Origin of the sequence: Virgibacillus salexigens (assembly GCF_014905415.1) — a bacterium.
In the GTDB taxonomy this organism is placed as follows: Bacteria; Bacillota; Bacilli; order Bacillales; family Amphibacillaceae; genus Virgibacillus; species Virgibacillus salexigens.
Genome location: NZ_BNEO01000009.1, coordinates 44,147 through 64,114, shown reverse-complemented (window position 1 = coordinate 64,114; position 19,968 = coordinate 44,147). Strand labels below are relative to the sequence as shown.

At 32.8% G+C, this 19,968-nt stretch carries 20 protein-coding genes; all 20 read right to left on the bottom strand.

All coding sequences use genetic code 11. The features are described from left to right. Window positions 1–162: 162 nt before the first annotated feature. On the bottom strand, window positions 163–1,155 hold the full coding sequence (locus JKP73_RS21000) for a tRNA dihydrouridine synthase (RefSeq protein WP_041203124.1): 993 nt from the start codon (window positions 1,153–1,155) through the stop codon (window positions 163–165). A 540-nt stretch (window positions 1,156–1,695) separates the two neighbouring features. Beyond that, window positions 1,696–2,262 carry a DUF5710 domain-containing protein gene (locus tag JKP73_RS20995; protein WP_200411815.1) on the bottom strand — a complete coding sequence of 189 codons (567 nt, stop codon included), beginning with the start codon at window positions 2,260–2,262 and terminating at the stop codon, window positions 1,696–1,698. Between the two features lie 632 nt (window positions 2,263–2,894). Then, window positions 2,895–4,745 (bottom strand): ATP-binding protein, encoded by a 1,851-nt coding sequence (locus JKP73_RS20990; RefSeq protein ID WP_200411814.1) that lies wholly within the window; start codon window positions 4,743–4,745, stop codon window positions 2,895–2,897. After that, complete coding sequence (locus JKP73_RS20985; protein ID WP_200411813.1) at window positions 4,742–6,136, bottom strand: SIR2 family protein; 1,395 nt, start codon at window positions 6,134–6,136, stop codon at window positions 4,742–4,744. The genes JKP73_RS20990 and JKP73_RS20985 overlap by 4 nt, the downstream gene beginning before the upstream one ends. 59 nt (window positions 6,137–6,195) lie before the next feature. Further along, window positions 6,196–6,507 (bottom strand): hypothetical protein, encoded by a 312-nt coding sequence (locus JKP73_RS20980; protein ID WP_200411812.1) that lies wholly within the window; start codon window positions 6,505–6,507, stop codon window positions 6,196–6,198. 22 nt (window positions 6,508–6,529) lie between these two features. Next, complete coding sequence (locus JKP73_RS20975) at window positions 6,530–9,568, bottom strand: type I restriction endonuclease subunit R (RefSeq protein WP_200411811.1); 3,039 nt, start codon at window positions 9,566–9,568, stop codon at window positions 6,530–6,532. Then, window positions 9,569–10,855, bottom strand: coding sequence for a restriction endonuclease subunit S (locus JKP73_RS20970; RefSeq protein WP_200411810.1), 1,287 nt, complete (start codon window positions 10,853–10,855; stop codon window positions 9,569–9,571). Further along, on the bottom strand, window positions 10,848–12,626 hold the full coding sequence (locus JKP73_RS20965; RefSeq protein WP_200411809.1) for a type I restriction-modification system subunit M: 1,779 nt from the start codon (window positions 12,624–12,626) through the stop codon (window positions 10,848–10,850). Before JKP73_RS20965 ends, JKP73_RS20970 begins: the two co-directional genes overlap by 8 nt. 357 nt (window positions 12,627–12,983) lie before the next feature. Continuing rightward, on the bottom strand, window positions 12,984–13,064 hold the full coding sequence (locus tag JKP73_RS23670) for a putative holin-like toxin (protein WP_369074071.1): 81 nt from the start codon (window positions 13,062–13,064) through the stop codon (window positions 12,984–12,986). Window positions 13,065–13,247: 183 nt separating this feature from the next. After that, a complete protein-coding gene (locus tag JKP73_RS20960) occupies window positions 13,248–13,877 on the bottom strand; it encodes a class I SAM-dependent methyltransferase (protein ID WP_200411808.1) in 630 nt (209 codons plus the stop codon). A gap of 107 nt (window positions 13,878–13,984) precedes the next feature. Next, entirely contained in the window at window positions 13,985–14,908 is a 924-nt protein-coding gene (locus JKP73_RS20955) for a zinc-dependent alcohol dehydrogenase (protein ID WP_200411807.1), read from the bottom strand. Between the two features lie 176 nt (window positions 14,909–15,084). Then, complete coding sequence (locus JKP73_RS20950) at window positions 15,085–15,267, bottom strand: hypothetical protein (protein WP_200411806.1); 183 nt, start codon at window positions 15,265–15,267, stop codon at window positions 15,085–15,087. Between the two features lie 83 nt (window positions 15,268–15,350). Continuing rightward, window positions 15,351–15,647: a TIGR04104 family putative zinc finger protein gene (locus JKP73_RS20945; protein ID WP_200411805.1), complete on the bottom strand. Its 297-nt coding sequence runs from the start codon at window positions 15,645–15,647 to the stop codon at window positions 15,351–15,353. Between the two features lie 137 nt (window positions 15,648–15,784). Then, on the bottom strand, window positions 15,785–16,156 hold the full coding sequence (locus JKP73_RS20940; RefSeq protein WP_200411804.1) for a hypothetical protein: 372 nt from the start codon (window positions 16,154–16,156) through the stop codon (window positions 15,785–15,787). Window positions 16,157–16,407: 251 nt separating this feature from the next. Then, window positions 16,408–16,578: a hypothetical protein gene (locus JKP73_RS20935; RefSeq protein ID WP_200411803.1), complete on the bottom strand. Its 171-nt coding sequence runs from the start codon at window positions 16,576–16,578 to the stop codon at window positions 16,408–16,410. Between the two features lie 101 nt (window positions 16,579–16,679). Further along, window positions 16,680–17,114, bottom strand: coding sequence for an NUDIX hydrolase (locus JKP73_RS20930; protein WP_200411802.1), 435 nt, complete (start codon window positions 17,112–17,114; stop codon window positions 16,680–16,682). Window positions 17,115–17,241: 127 nt separating this feature from the next. Beyond that, window positions 17,242–17,601 (bottom strand): ASCH domain-containing protein, encoded by a 360-nt coding sequence (locus JKP73_RS20925; protein ID WP_200411801.1) that lies wholly within the window; start codon window positions 17,599–17,601, stop codon window positions 17,242–17,244. Window positions 17,602–17,779: 178 nt separating this feature from the next. Further along, the gene (locus JKP73_RS20920; protein ID WP_200411800.1) at window positions 17,780–18,259 is read right to left on the bottom strand and encodes an HIT family protein; all 480 of its coding nucleotides are present in this window, start codon (window positions 18,257–18,259) and stop codon (window positions 17,780–17,782) included. A gap of 130 nt (window positions 18,260–18,389) precedes the next feature. Then, complete coding sequence (locus tag JKP73_RS20915; protein ID WP_200411799.1) at window positions 18,390–18,884, bottom strand: NUDIX hydrolase; 495 nt, start codon at window positions 18,882–18,884, stop codon at window positions 18,390–18,392. Window positions 18,885–19,625: 741 nt separating this feature from the next. Then, window positions 19,626–19,703 (bottom strand): putative holin-like toxin, encoded by a 78-nt coding sequence (locus tag JKP73_RS23665; RefSeq protein WP_369074070.1) that lies wholly within the window; start codon window positions 19,701–19,703, stop codon window positions 19,626–19,628. Window positions 19,704–19,968 lie beyond the last annotated feature (265 nt).

Here is a 19,968-nt window from a genome sequence, read left to right as displayed (position 1 = left end):
TGAAGTGAGCCTGTTTGGGGTGCGGATTCAATATTGATCCCAAAGTTAGATCGGCTTTTCTTCACTCCTACTATAAAAAAATAGTAGCACAAAACCATGGCCTTGGTTTTGTACTACTAATCTTAGTATGTTTGGGGGATATCCGTGTAAGATTTACCTTACTTAGAATTCTTCTCCTCCTCCGACTAAATCGCTATTTTTTAACTCAAAGTGATCAAGCAATGCACGTACTTCATCCGTTGACAATGTTTCCATCATTTGACTTCTTAATTCACTTGCCCCTTTAAAGCCACGAACATAGATCTTAAAAAAGCGGCGAAGGGGCTTGAACGAACGTGGTTCTATTTTTGAATATTTATCGAAAAGATTCAAGTGCAGCCTTAAGATATCAAGCAGTTCTTTACTACTATGCTGCTTCGGCTGCTTTTCAAAAGCAAATGGATTTTTAAAAATTCCCCGTCCGATCATTACTCCATCTACACCATATTGTTCCACAAGCTCCATGCCGGTTTGCCGGTCAGGAATATCACCGTTGATGGTCAATAATGTATTTGGAGCGACCTCATCACGAAGCTTTTTTATCTCCGGAATTAGCTCCCAGTGAGCATCTACTTTACTCATTTCTTTTCTTGTACGAAGATGTATCGAGAGATTAACAATATCTTGTTCCAATACATGTCTTAGCCATTCAAACCATTCATCAATATACGTATAACCGAGTCTTGTCTTTACACTAACAGGTAGTCCTCCTGCTTTTGCAGCTTGTATTAGCTCTGCTGCAACTTCTGGACGACGGATAAGACCAGAGCCTTTCCCATTCCCTGCGACATTAGCTACAGGACATCCCATATTAATATCCAGACCTTTAAATCCTTGTTCAGCCATACCAATACTCATTTTTCTAAAGTACTCAGGCTTATCCCCCCAAATATGGGCAACTATTGGCTGCTCATCCTCTGTAAAGGTCAAGCGCCCGCGCACACTTTGTCGCCCTTCTGGATGACAATAGCTTTCTGAGTTTGTAAACTCTGTAAAAAACACATCAGGTCTGGCCGCTTCACTAACGACATGGCGAAAAACAACATCTGTCACATCTTCCATTGGTGCCAATATAAAAAATGGTCGTGGTAAATCACGCCAAAAATTATCTTTCATAATCAAATTCCAATCCTCTCATTATGGGATATTGACCAAAACTAATCCCAAAATCAACTAACAAAGTATCCTTGCTTCCTTTACACTTATATCATGCTTAAGCCCTTTTTATCAAACGGATTGCCTAATTTAAACCCTTCAGAAAATTCGCACCTAAGGGAGAAACGATACGTAGTTCATCTAATATTTTATTAACGTTTGTATGTTACCTGAAAATCCCGTACTCGTACATCCTCAAAAAAACGTCTCATAGTTCATTAAAAGAACACTCGTTTTTTCAACCTGGCTCGTGCGAAATGGATACAAAAAAAGAGCTCTCACTAACTGTGAGAACACTTGGCCTTAAAGGCATATTTCCTGCTTTTATCGATACCGGTGGTCGGGGTCGAATATAACTTTTAAAAACTGACATGACTGTATTGGTGTAGTTTGATGTGTAAAATATGTGTAAAAAATCAATGGGTTTTTCGTTTCAAGATTGAAAATACCCTGTTTAATAATATTGAAATCTCTGGGTGGATGGGGGGGAGGCGCTTATTGTTATCTACTCTTGGGTAACCACCTTTTAAAAAGTTCTTTCTTATGACTTCCTCTCAAATACCAGGTCTTTTTTTTAGGGTCCCATTTTGCTCCTAATGCCTTAGCTTGATCCTTCTCTACAAATGGCACATTTAATTCAATAATTTCCACATTATTATGGGCCTCGTCATTAAATTGTGACCTAATTCTGTTCATCTGTCTTGATAGTTCAGTCATTTCATCATTATCGAAATAATACACAAGTCCTGTATTTTCGATACTGTATTCACCTTCAATATGTCTTACATATTTGTTGTAAGCTTTTGGAATAGTTACATCTATAAAAAGTGCAATTTCGTTTAAAAATTCACTTGTATTATATGAGTCTCCTAAATCATTATAAAATCTATTATATGCATTATTTTCAGCATATGATATAAATTGTTCTGCTAAATCGTAACGATCAAGAAAATTTAGTGTTTTTACAATTGTACTCGTCTTTTTTCTATCGCTAACTTCGCTAGCAACAAATTGTCCAATTCTATTTTTTATTCTATTTGGATGAACTGCATAAGAAAATAAGTCCATTTTCCTCCTCCTTCGTATTTTATTATTTTTATTTTTTATTTTTATTTTTATATTATCTAAGGTACGATAAAACCAAAATACAACAAATTTAAAGTTATAATAAATTCTTCAAGATCTGGGTAACTAAAGAAAGAATGTGTAGAAAGCGCAACCATTTAAATTATTTTTAATTTTAATGCAAAATTAATTTACGTGTAAAAAATAGGCTTCGTTATAACATTGTTATACAACTTCAAAATTTCAAATATTACAGTTACAGGATTAAAAATTACATCTTGCTGGCCCGTACTTGACTTAATTTTAAAGTATTTCATTCGGATATTTTAAGTATTTAAGGTATATATAACTCTTCATTCACGGTACTTACATTCAATTTTTTTCGTGGTTTTATTTTTCCTCGTTACTTTTTTGTGACATTTTTAATTGTCACAAAAGTGTTCTCCGCGGCACCTAGTGTAAGAAACAGGTTAAGAGTTTTTGATTCGTTTCAGCTTATGGAAAACGTTCATAGAACACGATTTAGAAAGTTATTTTTAATGATTGTATCACAACTTGTTTTGATTTATTTTACAACATGATTAAGACACCAATTTTGTCACCAAAATGTCAGTTTATAAAAGAAATCAAATAAATCATTTCCATAAATCAGTTAATATAATAGTATCACTCTGAGGTCTTAAATCAATATTATCAATAAAATCCACCGAAACAGACACAGGCATTGTTAGCGCTGTACCAGATATAATACATACCCCTGGCGAAAGAACAGGTAACATAGATTTAGAAACCCTGTCTAGTGTTGATATAGAGTTATCTATAATCTTCAAATCTCTTTCATTCACCAACTTATGAAGAAAAAAATTATGCACTTGAGAAAGTATTGTGGGTGATATATCAGAAGGGCGTTGACTTGATAGTGTTAGGAAAAAACCAAATTTCCTGCCTTCCTTTATTATTTCTTCAAATAACTCTAGTCTATAATCCATCCAACCGTCTTGTTCTCTTAAAGATTGGCTTGATAATATATTATGAGCTTCATCTATTATAAGATGAAAACTCTTTTTGTCTTTTTTTGATTTATGACCGTCAAAGCACATCTTTGAAATAATCAGTGAAAGAAACTTTTTTGATTCTGTATTTAAATCCCTAAGAGAGATTATTTGTAAAAAAGGGTCCACAGGTAATTCTTCTACTATTTCAATGAAATTATTAATTTTACTAAATCTAGACTCAATCCTTTTAAGTAAAGGTAGTATATGCTCCTGAGCTACATTTCCAAACAGTAAATCATTAACTAATTGTAAGTGGCATCGTAATTCAAATTTTTGAAATTCATCTATCTCTATTTCTGATATATAACTTTCAATATTGTTTATGTTCAATGCCTCGATTAATTCATCATTTAAATCTCCGTCAAAAAAGGCTCCCTTTCCAAACTCTATTCCATTTTCGAGATAAAAACATTCTTTTTTATCCTTAGCATAAATATTTGTTTGCTTGATATTAATTAGATGTTGTTCAATATCATCAAAATATTTTTCCAAAATCTCTACCATAAGATCTCTAATATTTTGATTAGGAATACCTGTATAAATTTGTTTGATTAGATATGTAACCCAATTTGGTAGAGAGTGTTCATTAGATTTATATTTCTTAGTTCTATTTAGTACTCTTGTAATAAAAGGCTTTTGAGTTTGTTGAGTCGCTGAAAACAGGATTGAAAGCATCTCATCATCAAAAAAAGCATCATATTTAATCGGAATCTTATCACTAGAATCATTTCTTGATGTTAATTCATAAATTTCCTTATTTATTTCATCATTTTTTTCAATGCCAAAGGATTTCTCATGTACATATTCACCATTAAAGTCTAATACTAAAAAGGAACTGTTGGTTGTGAAGTTTGGCAACTCATTTCTAGTAAACAATTCATAATATAGTTTATGTAATGTATTCGACTTACCGCTTCCTGTATTTCCAAAAACACCTATATGGGAAGCAAAAAATGAATTTACAGGCAACGAAATGTCATTGTTTTCATTTAAACTTTTCCCAATTGGAATAGTAAAACTATTATCTTCAGAAATATAATTATTAATAAATATTTGATTTACTTCTTCATTCGTAGGTATATTGCAAAAGTTACCAATCATAGGTAGAAATGAAGCTCCACTTATAAACTTTCCATTTTTAATATAACCAACAGTTTGTATTTCAATAAGTCTCTTAATGCTATTTTTAGAAAACCTATTATCCAAATTGTATCCTTTTGCGCTATTTAAATTATCCCAAAAGGATTCCGAATTCACTTTTGCAATAATTTTAATAAACCCTTGGGAAATAATAACAAAACTGTTGACACTAACGTTTTTTATTAACTCTCCATTATATATAAATGTTGCGTGATTAGCATCATCAAAAGTAGCAACTTTTGATACAAAACCATTTACTTCAACAACTACCCCAATTTCTAAACTATTCATTCTGTATCCCCTGTTTCTTTATCCACTATAGGTATATATTTATTTACAATATTCATTTCCAATATTGAATTAAATGACGAAAAATTCAGTACAGGAATAACAGAATTTCCAGCTTCATTTTCTGATACTACATTTGAATATATAGATACTCTACCTTCATTTGTTATTACAGTAAAATTTGAGTCGTCTTGGTTTTCTTCCTCTTCCATATAATTTTCTTCATCCATTTCTTTTATTAAAAAATCTTTGGGTTCAATGAACTTTATATTAATTGGGACATTCCCAATTGAAAAATTAAATTGTGATATGATATTACTTTTGTCATTATCAGTAAAACAAAAGATAATAACTAAAAGAGCTGGATTATTTAACGACCTCTGTACAATTTCTGATATATGTTCATCCTGAAATGAAAAACCAAATACAACCAGTAGAGATTGTTTTTTTTCAAGTTCATAACTAAGAAGTCTTAGCATGCTAAAATAATGTTCTTTTATCAAGGTAGTTTGGAATTTATCTTTAGTCGGTAAGACAATCTGTAGTGCTTCAACTTTTTCAATGAGTTTCGATAAACTTTCGCCTGCATGTTCACCAATAAAATTTAACTCGTTAATCAAACCTTCATTAACTAATTCGATATTATTCATATTTTCAATAAGATTTTCTAGGGAGTCAGTATTCATAATAAATGGAAACTCTTTAAAGTATTGATTAATCTCTTGTATAACAATTTCTAAATCATTGTTTATTGGAGAAATTAAATTCTCCTCAATTGCTACCTGTATTTTTGAACGGTTATTATTTTTCGCATATTCCTTCCAATTTATGGAGCCATGGCATTTAATTAAATTCACGGCCGGCATCTCATTTGAATAATTATCGAATACCCCCGAATAAAGTAATGTTTTATTAAAATTATCCGTACTTATAACTCTTTTTCCATACCCGTTTGTCCCGTCATTAAAAAATATTCGGGGATTCATTTCGAGTAGCCGGTCAATTGAAGACTCTATAAATAGATCATAATTGGTAGTAATCACATTAAATCTTTTAGGTGAAATCCTACTATTTCTTACCTTTAAAAATTCTATCCCATTGTGAATAAATCTAGAATATTCATCTATGATAGACAGCATTAAGTCTTTTTTATCATTGCAACAGCATTTATCAAACATAAAATGATGTAAATATACGTTATCCCTTATAGATTGATAATAAAAAAGTGCTTTCACTAATTTCTTACCTCGATAATCTATATTCTCATTTGATAGTATTTCCTCAAAGTTACCCAAAGATGAAAAATACGGTGCTGATGCTCCCGCACCGAGAAGAAAAGTTACGTTTTTCTCTATTAAGCTCTCTTTTAATACTTCAACAACCGAGCTATTCAAACTTTACCGCCCCCTATTTTATAAATTAGAAATCTATAAACCTTATCCTAAACAATGATTTAAGTTAGCCCCTTCAACTTCCTATAGAAGTCATTATCTTCAAGGTCTATCGCATTTGAATTTTTATTTGCACTTTGATTTGCTATAAGCAACTCAATACCTTCAATGCATTTCTTTATCTCTGAAGGCTTTGTTGTCAGATGAATATCAATTTCTTTATCCAAATTCACCTTTTGCTTAAGCAGCGAGAGCGACTCTGAAATCACTTCGATTATCTTCTTATCTTGATAAAAGGCAATTTCTTTAAATTCTTGAAAATCCTCTGGATAAATACGGACAGATTTATATGGTTGATGACTTTTTGTACTCATCGATTACACCTCAAACTTCTTTTTATTCACTTCTTAATTCCTTATAAATCTCTTTCGCAACTGCCATCATAATCGTATTATAATACGATTTATCTTCAAATAGTTTCGAATAAGAGTCCATTTGTTCCATATATAAGTCTTGAGAAGCCTTTTCGAAAACCCCAGGAAACAGACTTTTTTCAAACATTTCCTCATCATTATTTCTTGCAAGGCTCTTTAATCGATCATTGGATTCTTTCGCTTTACGTGTAACTCCTTCAATAATAACACGATCAGATTCAGATATTTTACCATCATATTTTTCATTAACTCGTCTTACGATATTTTCTAGTAAATCATCATCTTCTGGTGGTTTAATTCCAGTCTCTACGTTATCTGGGTTACTTAATTGGTAGCCATTTGTATTTTTTTCTAATGCGATATCCCCATTAAAGGTTTGTTCCAGCTTGTAATACTCCAGTTTCACTTTGTCTTTAATATCAATTTTTTCAGTACTATTCTTGGGAATGAATTTAATCAAATAAGAATTGAAGATAAATTCCTCATGCAACTCTTTATCAAACATCCTTGTTAATTGTGTAATGTAGGAATACCATTTATTAAAATTACGAACTGTCACTCGAAACTCATATTGCTGCTGGTCGTCTAGTTCCTCATATCTTTTAATAATTGGTATCAAGTGACTCGCTATTCTTCCCAAATCCTTATCTGATTGGCTGCCATTTTTCAAATAAATTTTAGTGAGTTTTTTTATGTCTTGATCGTTATAGATTTTATAATTTCTCAGCTTTGTTTTCGTATCATAGATAAGGTTAACATCAATTTCCTTGTCTAGTTCTGTTACTTCATAAAATGGCTGAAAAGCCTTCTGAATATCGTCTGCTTCATTCACAAAATCCAATATAAAAGTATTGTTTTTACCTGGATGCGTACGATTCAACCGGGAAAGAGTTTGGACAGCCTTCACACCAGAAAGTTTTTTATCAACAAACATGGTATGCAGTAACGGTTCGTCAAACCCAGTTTGATATTTCTCGGCAACTACTAGAACATTGAATTCATCGGTATGAAATGTTTCTTTTAGCTGATTTTCCTTCACACGTTTGCCGTCTTTTGTTTTGTTTAATTGCTCTTCAGTGTACTCTTCATTTTCATCCTGGACTGTTCCGGAAAATGCGACGAGCACATCCATATCGTCATATCCTTTATTCTCAATATAACGCTTAAATTCAAAGAAATAACGAACAGCATGTAAACGTGAAGCTGTGACCACCATCGCTTTGGCTCTGCCGCCAATTTCATGTTGTGTTACATTTCGGAAATGCTCAATCATAATGGCTGTTTTCTGTTGTAAATTATGAGAGTGCAAGGACTGATATCGTCTAATAGCTTTTACACCCTGAGTTGTTGATAATTCTGGGTTATCTGGTGTATTCTTCGCAATTTTATAAGACATTTGATAGGTCATATAGTTTTGCAGTACATCTAAAATAAACCCTTCTTCAATTGCTTGCCTCATGCTATAAATATGAAACGGTCGAAACGAATCATCGGATTGTTTTGTTCCAAACATCTCAAGTGTTTTTTCTTTAGGGGTTGCTGTAAAAGCAAAGAAGCTTAAATTATCATGGCTTCCATGTGATAAAAGCTCTTGTACAAGTTTATCTTCTTGATCTGGCGTTTTTTCCTCAATTTCAGCTTCCAGCTCCGCATATTCCCTTAAAGCATCTTCAGTATCAGCAAGTGCTGCCTTTAACTTTTTAGCACTTGTTCCTGTCTGTGAGGAATGTGCTTCATCTACAAGAACCGCAAATCGGTTTCCTTGATTGACATCCACCTCTTCATAAATAACAGGGAACTTTTGCAGTGTTGTAATGATAATGCGTTTGCCATCATTAATAGCATCTTTTAAATCCCTTGATGTTTTTCTTTCTCCAATTGTTTCCACTAATCCATCCGTGTGATCAAAGCTAGAGATTGTGTCTTGTAATTGACGATCTAAAACAGTCCGGTCTGTCACAACGATAACCGAATTAAATATACTCTTATCATCATCGCCATGTAAGCTAGCGAGATGATACGCTAACCATGCGATACTATTGGATTTTCCAGACCCTGCACTATGTTGAATTAAATAATTATCCCCGCTACCTTTTAACCGAACAGTGTGAACCAGTTTTCGAACGACATCTAGCTGGTGGAAACGAGGGAAAATCAATTTTGAACTCACTTTATTTTGCCCGCGTCCTTTTTTTAATATCTTTTGTTTTTTCACTTCCAAGTGCATAAAACGATGAATAATGTTCATTAGGCTATCTTTTTGAAGTACTTTTCCCCATAGATAGGACGTAATATAACCATCTGGATTTGGGGGGTTTCCTGCACCGCCAACATCTCCAGCACCGTTCGACCCTTGATTAAAAGGTAAAAAGAAGGTGTCTTTACCATCTAGCTTTGTTGTCATCCATACTTCATTTAAATCAGCAACAAAATAAACGAGAACACGTTTATTAAACTGAAATAATTTCTCTCTTGGATCACGGTCATACATAAATTGCTTCTTACCATGTTCCACTGATTGTCCTTTGATTTGATTCTTTAATTCCATTGCGACAATCGGAATCCCATTAAGTGATAAGACCATATCCAAAGAATTATGATTTGCTGTTGTATAAGCAAACTGACGCGTAACCGCTAATTTATTGGATTGGTAATTTTGTATGGTCTTTTCATTTAAAGTGGAGTCAGGTTTAAAGAAGGCAATTTTCAATTTGACCCCACGATCTGTAATGCCATTTCGTAGTACATGCAAAATACCGTTAGAATCAATTTCATCATTCAACCGCCTATACAACTGTTTGGGAGCTTGTTCTCCGTATATTTTGTTATATCGAACCCATGCTTTTTGTTGTGTTTCTTGTATAAATTCTATTAATTGATGGATATCAATAGCTTTTTCTTTATCATAGTTTGCTTGATTGCCTTTTACATACCCACCTCCCGTTAATAGGTATGTTTCAATATCTTCTTCAAAGCGTTTTTCCGTGTCTTCAAAAGCCAATTAAATGACCTCCTTTTTTCCTGTGACATATTCGTAGATGAGTGATTTTTTGTAGTTTTCCAACTCGAATATCAATTTATCCTTGTTACTTATAATCCGATTAATTGACTGCACTTTATCATCTAAATAGATGGAAATTTGCCTTTGCTCATCCAATGGTGGAAGAATCAATCGAAATTGTCTAATGTCTTTTTGGAATAAATGTGGCACGCCCATTCCATCCTTTTTTAACCGAATATCATTTTGAATATAATCACTCATTATCAAATAGTATAAATATATCGCATCTAAATTATCAGAAGGTGTTAATACCGCTATAGAACTATTTACTGTGGCTTCTTCATTTAAAGATCTAACAACATTTACAGTACCTAAAGTTGACCCATCTTTAGTCAATAATACATCGCTTTTTGATAATTTAATTTCCGGAGACTCTTCATATCTCTCTCTTGTTATATAATTAACGTTGTTGAATTCAATATATTCTCCTTTTATGTTAGGAGTAGATAAAAATGCAATACCTTTATCAACATATTCTTGGGCTTTTAAACCTTTCCAACCAAGTCTTGCTCTTATATATATTTCATATTTAAAATATGATAGACCCCAATGTTTTGGAATACTCCCTATCCAATTTACCCCACTTTCTTTCATTTCAATGTCTGAATACAAGCCTTTTGTTACTGTCTCAGTAATTAACGATTGTTTATACTTTTTCAATTCCTCAATAGACTGTTTTGTTTTCTCGATAATGGAATCAATTTGTGAAACTTTATTATCAAGGAAATTGGCTACTTTTTGTTGTGTTTCGAAAGGTGGTTGAATTGTTTTCATTTGACCAAAATCATTCTCGGTTAATGTATTTCTTAGACTTTTTGTTAAATGTAATAAAACTTTTTTATCATCTAAAAAGGTCAATAAATAATTGTAATATCTTAATGAATTACTCTCTTTGAGTTCAAATTGACTATAAGCTGGACTAGTTAAACCTTCATATTTTATTATTCCAACGCATCTTGGTGTAACATCTATATCAAATAAACATAATAATATATTTCCTTTTTTCAATTTTTGATAACCATCAAAACTTCCTGGCATTTTTCCAGTAGGGTTATTTAAATCCCTAATTATAACTCCTTTTTTTGTAAGGGATAGTATATTTTCACCATTGTATTTTTTACATATTTCCTTTTTCTTTTGCATTATATATTTAAAACTTAATACACTCCAATCATTAGGAATATCCCCTATCCATTCAATCTCGCTATCTACCATTTCCCTAATCATTCACTTTTACCTCCTCACCTGACAAGGCTTCAAAGGATTTCACAATCTCTTTTTCTATTTCTCTAATACGTGCAGCAATATCATCGGCTTTTTCTGGTTGTTCAAATTTATAGAAAAGACGTGTGAATGGTATTTCGTATCCAATTTTAGTTTTCTTCTCATCAACCCAAGCATCAGGATTAAATGGCTTTATTTCTTTTTCCACATATGCTTGAATGTTCTCTTTTAATGGAATTTCCTCTGTGTCTCTTTTATCTTTATCTGCTATAGGTTTATTCTTTTTCAGCACAATATTTCCTTCTTCGTCATACTGTGGTGTTTCCACGGTTACTTTATATAAACCAAAATCCTCGTTGTCTAATATTTTCGATTCAAGCATTCTTTCGCCTATAGAATATTCTTTATTTAAAAATTCCCCATATGCTTTTACAATTATTTCACGGCAAGCTTCACTGATGTCAACTCGTTTACTACCGATATTTTTCCTTCTTTTTTCATACATATTGGAAGCATCAACCAACTGTATTTTTCCAATACGATGTTTTGGTTTCTCTTTGGTTAAAACCCATACATATGTAGCAATACCCGTGTTGTAAAAGGAATCATTAGGCAGCTGGACAATAGCTTCTAAATAATCATTCTCAATGACATGACGACGGATTTCACTTTCTCCACCACCGACATTTCCACTGAATAAAGCTGAACCATTATGTATAATTGCCATTCGCCCAGTGTCTTTAAGTTTACTTAACCCATTTAATAAAAAGAGGAGTTGACCATCATTCTTCTTGGGTAGCCCAACACCAAATCGACCTGCTTCTCCACGGTCATGTTCGTCTTTCACCTTTTTATACTCTGATTTCCAGTCAGTTCCAAACGGTGGATTGGAAATACAATAGTCGAAGGTATAACCTTCGAATTGATCCTCCGTTAGCGTGTTTCCTAGTCTCATATTATTCGAATCGCCATTTCGAATCATCGTATCAGCCTTGGCAATAGCAAAGGTTTGTTCATTAATTTCCTGTCCAAACGTAGTAACATCTGCCTCAGCATCCAATGCTTTCAATCTTTCCTCCATTGCGCTCAACATTTGGGAAGTACCCATTGTCTGGTCATATACTGTTTTGGCAACGCCTTCATCAATTAATACATCTTTCTCTTCTGCAATTAATAGATCTGTCATGAGGTAAATTATGTCACGACTGGTAAAGTGAGAACCTGCTTCCTCATCATAGCTTTCAGAAAACTTCTTGATGAGTTCTTCAAATATGTACCCCATATCGGTGCTTGTAATTCTGTCTGGCCCCATGTATGCCTTTTCCGAATTAAACTCTTGGATGATAAAGAATAATTTATCATTATTGGCAAGCTTTTTTATCTCTCGTTCAAATTCAAAGTTCTTTAAAACGTCTTGGACATTTTCAGAAAACCCATTTAAATAGGCTAGAAAGTTTTCTTCCATATTATCCGGTTCAGCAAGAAGACGTTCAAAAGTAAAATTGCTTACATTATAAAACCCATATCCAGAAGCTTTTTGTAGGAATCCTTCTTTCACTTCTAAATGTTTTACTTTTTGATAGGTTTCTTGTACTTTATCTCTAGTTGGTAACAACGTATCGTGAAAGCGCTTTATAACAGTCATTGGAAGTATGACTTCCCCATACTGATGCGGTTTATATAATCCTCGAATTGAATCTGCTATACTCCAGATTAAATTTGCCTTTTCTTGAATATTTATGCCTGTTCGTTGGTGAAACATAATTTCATTCATTCATACAACCTCACTTTTAAAATTCTATTAGAATATGTATTGTTTTCTTTAAAGATAACACAAAAGGCATTTAAATAACACAAACCCACTTTATAATAAAGTGCTCAAAATTTACACTTTAAAAGTTGGCATATTATTTTTTGGCTTTATTCTATAACCATCCATTTATAAACCATACATGTTTATTTAATGATGAAAATGAGGTATACTATTTGTAGAAGGTCATATGATAATAAAAGACCGCCCATGCTGTTACATGGAACGGTCTAATGTGTAAAAGCCCTTCAAGGGGGCAGCTCACATGTCTAAGTTAGAAAAGTAACCAACCCAAATGCTCGCTAGGCGTTTAATGGGTGGTTACTTTTTTTGTTGTGACAGTATAGCTACAATTAAGATTGCGAAAGAAATCATCAAAACCAATGCTTCAAATACTGTCATATTATCACCCCCCTCAAAAATTATCAAGACCTAAACCGTAAAAAGTCATAAAAAATAAAGGGTGATACATATTGTACATGTACAATATGTATCACCCTTTTACTGTTGGTTTATAAAAGAACTATTGTTTTCTACCTGTGTTGCTCAACAATCGCGCCCGTTAATTGAAGAAATGCACAATATTTAAATACAGTCATTTTCAATGATAAATACACCACCACAATGAGATATTGGATAAAAATGACACTTATTTCTTAGTGAGAAACTAATTTCATTGTGAACTAAATAATATTCATCATTATCCCAGTATTCAATATTATCTAAACGACACTTTTCAAGTTTCTCTCTTGTTTCAAAAGAGACATCTCCAATGAATATTTTACCGTTCTCTTTAAGAAGAGATAGCAGGTTAGTTATAAACGATATTTTTTCTTTATCATCGAGATGATGTAAAGTATACGTGCTTATAATGGAATCATATCTATTCTCGGTGATTTCAGGTGGCAGGCCATTTGAAATATCCCACTCTATCAAATTCGCATTAGGCATTTTAGTTTTTGCGATGGAGATCATTTCTGATGCAAAGTCTATACCATCAATTTGGTGACCATTTTCATATAGCTTACTTGTTAATATTCCAGTTCCAAACCCGACATCCAAAACGTTAGAATTTCTGTTCTGCATTACCTCATTAAAAATTGTATTCAGTATTTTTTTGTATCCTGCGAAGGGATATTGATTATTTTTCTCACTAACCTGGACTGTCTTATCATAGTTATCAGCCCATAGATTAAATCCTTTGTTGTTTAACATAAATGCCCCTCCCAATATTGATATTCCGTAATATGGGCTATTAAAGAGTAACTTTAATTCATTTACTGCGTCTTTTAATGGAACAAAGATAATTTAAGTTTTCGTTATTAATAACGTACAAGCACCTTTAAAGGTTTAATTGTTCCTTTACTTAAATCCTTAAAGCATTGAATGAGATTTTCCTTAGATGTTTCATATTGAAATAATTGATCAATATAGGGAGTTTTTTTAATATGTTTAAAGAACCATTGTGAATGCTTTTTATAATCCCATCCATCACTTGAACCTACTATACGCAACTCCTTTTCATAAAACTCTGATTGTAATCTAAATTCTTCTTTGTTTCCATCAGATAAAATACAAATCTCTCCATCTTTTTTGATGGATTTTTGCAACACTTGAAATGCGCTATATTTTCCTGAACACTCTATTCCGAAATCATACTCATATCCCATTTGGTTTTGGATTTCAAAAGCATTTTTCACTCCAAAATTCCTGGCTATATTTCTCCGACAAACGTCTGGTTCGATGATGTCAACCTGGTCAACACCAACATAATTTTTTAAAAAGTAGACAGCCAATAGCCCCATTGTCCCCATCCCTGTAACCAATACCTTTTCTTCTCTGTTCGGGTCTAATTTTAAGACGCCTTTTGCTGAATCACATGATAAAATTGTGAGTAATGCTAGAGAGCAAGGAATATCTTTAGGAACGGGAATCACGTTATTTTCTTTTGCTATTGAAAAATCCTTATGGCCATAAAACGCAATTACTCTGTCACCAATTTGTAACGACTGAACGTTAGCCCCAATACTCATTACTTCCCCGTAATTTTCGTATCCAGTGTTCTTTGGATATTTGGGGTTTACATCAGTAATATCACTTTCTTCATACTGCGGCACTTCTGCCCCAACACTTATCGAGCCAAGGATTGTTTTAATTAGTACTTCATTCTTGTCTAAAGGGGGTAATTCTCGAACCTGCCATTTTAACATCCTTCTACCATTTAACTCTAGCGAGTGTTGTTTCACAAATATCCACCACCAAAAATACTACGAGGTTTTTAATAAAACTATTATTTAAAAGAACATAATTTTATCTTCGATTTCCCTACCAAAAATCCCTGTTGACCTTCAACAATATGCCTATTTATGCAAAAAGGCGCAAAGCCTTTATTCTGGAAATGCGCTGATTACTTAATACCGTACTATTCTTTTCTACTAGACTTTATCCGTTTAGCATTTATAAAAAGTACAGTCCCAAATATGAATACTCCTAATGAAATAAACATTGCTATCCCGGAATATTCATCATTAAATATCGTAGTATTAAGTAAAATAATAACCATCATCAATACGAGTGACACGTACAATCCATTAATATATTCCATTAATATATACCCTCCTGCCCTTTAAATGAAAGATGAGTGCTTAATCCTTGCTTTAGAGTAGCGTCGTCTATTTGAGGAAAGAATTACCAAAGGGCTTCTTTTTTGTTAGATACTTCAACAAAAAAGGGATAAATGACAAAAAATAATGGAATTACGCCTAAAAGGGCAAAAAAGAAAATAAAGGAAGGACCAAAGAACAGATTACAAAGCATTATTAAAGTGATCATTATAAAAGGAATAATAGCACTTCCCTTTCTTACACGCGAAGTTAGATATTGTTTATCTTCACAATAGGGACACGTCATTCCATCTGATGTAAAAGTTCTTTTAAAAGTTTGCTTCCAACTCCATTTATTATGGCAGTTTTGACAAGTCGGCATTTTAATCACTCCTTCTCTTCGCATCAATCTGATTCAATTTTCACGCTATTAATTCTACAATTTTGACCTTTTCTTCAACATTAAGCTCTGATGTCTTATTGCGCTAACGTACCAGTTACTTTAACAATATTCGTACATCATTTATACTTATTCTTGTCGTATTCTATAGCTTTCTTGTGAGCATCCTCAATGGAAAGACGATAAAAATCTGGTTCTTCGGATTGCTTTGTTTTCTTCACATAATAAATAGAATCCGATTTTTGTTCCATTTCATAATTAAGATTACGAATGCTTTCCCATACCCTATCCTCATATGGTTTATCTCCTGGAAATTGTACAGGGTGATATCCTCTATAAGGTTCAAGATATACTCTCTTATAATTGCCCTTGTCTTTGTCGAACCTTTTTACGGTATAAGTCTTACCTCCATTAAATTGGATAATGTCACCAATACCAATCACATCAAACTTTCTTTTTGTTCTAAAGTTATTTTTAGAGTGACTAAACACATTAACTCTCCTTTCTTACTCAGATCATCCCTTGTTCAATACTTTTACCCGTTACTTTAAATACAAAATTTTTACAGAACCTTTAACCTACAAATCTAATTTTCTTTAAAGGCATCGCTCCACAATATGTCCCGATTGTTTAATACCAATTTTTTTCAAACTTGTATCATTTCCACAATAAGTTATTCCTGATAATGGCCAAATTGTTCAAGTTATTATTCCAGATTTGCACCCGATTCTTGAAGAAAATATTATTTATTATTTTCATTTTCCAATTCGTCGATTCTCTTTTTAAGGGTTGAAATTTCCTTTTTTAAATCATTAGTTGGAGCCTGAACCCTATGTGTAACCCCTTTAATAATCGCAAGAATAGCTATAATAAACACTATTATTCCAGCTATAAACATAAAAATTATTTCCACAAATATCCTCCCTTGTGCTACAAAATGGCCCAATTCTGTAATAATATTTATTCCTGATAAGCGCCTGATTGCGGAAGATCGTTATTGAACAAAAGCACCTATTAGTTGAACAAGGAATTGAGCTTGAATACCTTCGTTATGTAGTTAATAAGGAAATCCCTGTCTTCAGGAAAGGTTAATTCTAAATTCTTTATTTCGTCTAAGGTTTTCCAAGCAATATCATAAATAAGATTATCAGGGTCTTGAAAATTTCTTTTTCCACCCACAATCTTTACTATAAAATAATGGGCTTCAGCAGTTATATTAAGATGTTCATAAGTCTTTCTTTTAACCTTAATTTCTTCAATAATTTCGCCTGAATATCCCGTTTCTTCTTCGATTTCTCTAATACAACACTCTTCAAATGTCTCATCGTGTTCTTTTCCTCCCGATGGAATAGACCACGTTTTTTTCTCTTCAGGTTTTCCTTGTAAGACCATTAACAATTGACCATTTTCATTAATACAAACACCTGAAGAACCAAACCATTTTTGCACTTAACATTACCTCCGTTTTTACTTGTTTAGCTAAAAGAATTCTACTTATTCCAATGAAGTTCCTTCATAAACTAAACTGCACCGTTTCAATAAAAAAGTGACTCTCATTATATAAGTGTCTCACTCGTTAGTTGAAGTGATTTTGGGCTGAATACTTAATTGTAATAGCCAATGTACTCCATTGATTTTCTTGTTCTGGTGAATATATTTCATAAGTTTCTTTCACCATTTCTTCCATTGTCCAACCTTCACAATCAAAATATTGAAATGCAATATCTTTATACATTGCTTCAAACGTTTCGTATTTTCTTAACTCAGTAACCTGAACTTTCATTGTTTCATTCTGTTCAGGAACTTTAACAAATTCAATTGTATCGTCAACCTTAATTTTTCTCCTCTTTTCATCGTTTAAGCGAACCTCTACCTTCTTTTTCCCTTCTTTAATTGTTTTGAAATATTCTCCATATAACCCCATTTTATGTACCATTTTTTCTTCACCTCTATTTGTATTTCGACAAAGTTTATTTTACCTCCTAGTTGTACTAATCTGCTCCGTTAGCTCAATAAGCCTTACTTAATCAAATGGACCAATACACGAAAAAACACGTTATTCGATAAACTCGCCCGATTGTGGAGATTAACAGTTGAATTTTTATTTCTTCGATTCAATTTTGACTGTTTTTCTGTATCCACGAACGTAATTTTTCTGCGTAAAAAGGACGTTCATCGGGTTCAGTGTAACTACCTTTTGTTAGGTAAAGGTTATCGTTTTCATATCTTGGATAAACGTGTAGATGATAATGCCACACATCTTGGTTTCCAGCAGGCTCATTATGTTGTCGAGTAGAAACTCCGTCGCAATTATATGTTTTTTTCATAGCAATCGCTGTCAATTGGGCTACACGATGAATTTCGGCTGCTATTTCCGCTGGAAGTTCGTATATATTCTCAAAATGTTTACTAGGAACAACAAGAACGTGCCCCTTGTTATTTGGCCACCATTTGCTAGCGATAAACGCCGTTACGTATTTATTTTGATAAACTATGTCTCTTTGTTTCGTCCCCTTATTGGGTTTTTCAATACCAGACACAATCCGACAAAAAGGACATTCGTACCCTTCAGGTTTATGCGAATACAAGTTCATCTCTCTAGGCACCCCTATCTTCACTTTGAATTAGCATAATGTCAGAACTATGTTGTTCCACAAATACAGTACTGGACGCAGTTCAGTTCCATAAGCACGCCCGATTGTTGCAACAATGATTTTATAGGTTTTATGCTAATTTATTCGATTCTAGTTTTTTCATTTCATAACTCATTAATTTAGCATTTTTTAATACACAAAAATGATTATATTTCTCATTTTGATTTAAAATATTCGGTAAAAAATATGGCATCATTTCACCTACACCAAAATTTTTATCTTCTAAAAGCCACGTAATTTTTTTCCAATCAAGAATTCCTTCATCAATTTTTCTAGGTGTTGGATAATCATAATTATCTTCAATATCAACCAAATATACATAAAGCCCACCAATATGGGAATCATCTACCTCCCAAGAGATAACTCCTTTGTCAATTACTTCGTAGGTGTTAATGTTTATGTCTGTTTCTTCCATTACTTCTCGAATTACGCATTCAAGAGGTGTTTCATCACTGTCTACCTTACCTCCAACACCATTCCAAAGTCCTTGAGTTGGTTTATTTTCTCTGTTCAGCATTAATAATTCATCATTTCTCCGAATAAAACACAACGTTTGTTTATACAACTTTTATCCCCCCACAACTTCCTGTTTTTATGATAGAATCTGGCCCGTTTGCGGTATAAAATTATATTACTATTTCCATAAGAAACCCTTTGGATAATCATATCCAAAGGGGTAAAACGGTGCAACTTTTTTATAAACAGTAGGACTTTATTTTAAACGGTACGACTTTGTTTTAAACTTACAGTTTATTTTCATCTTCTTTAGATATCAGGTACATTAGATTAATACAAAATAGATTGCCTTTTACTGCTTAGACTACGGAACTAATATACAATATTTTATACATAATCAAAGGTTTAGTCGTTAACAAAAAAACAGTCAAATCCTTGATTTATCAATAATGTATAAAACCATGCATAATTAATAATTTTTCGGAAGGGCATAAACGTTGGTATATTAATAATTATGAAAGATGGTAACTTCCTAAAAGAAACATTATGGTAACTAAAAATGAATATCATATACATTCTTTTAGCTGGTAAAACGTATCAAAAGCTTTTAATTTATTTGCAACTGTTCAAACCAAGGCGAAGATAAACGACTGCTACAATTTCACGAATCAAATCGTGTTTATTTTCATTTAGTTAAAAATCGGGTATACTGTAGATAGAAAGTAATATAATAATAAAAACCGTCTGGTGCTGTCACACCAAACGGTTAGTGCAATAGCCCTTCAAGGGGGCAGCTCACATTGAGATTAACAAAAAAGTAATCACCTAATGCTTGCTAGGCTTGGGGTGGTTACTTTTTTTGTGACAGAATAGCTACAATCAGCGACCCGAACGAGACCATTAATACTAATCCCTCGAAAACTGTCATAGGCTTCACCTCCCTTTCTAGTTTATCAAGACCTAAATCGTAAAAAGTCATAAAAAATAAAGGGCGATACATATTGTACATGTACAATATGTATCGCCCTTTTACTGTTGGTTTATAAAAAATTTGATTATTTTCTACCTGTGTTGTTCAACAATCGCGCCCGATTGTTGAAATTGAATATAAGATCTTGTCATGAAGCTGCAAATAAATTACACATTAGTTACAAGCGGACCAAATGTTATTTCACTATGCAATCTATTCTATC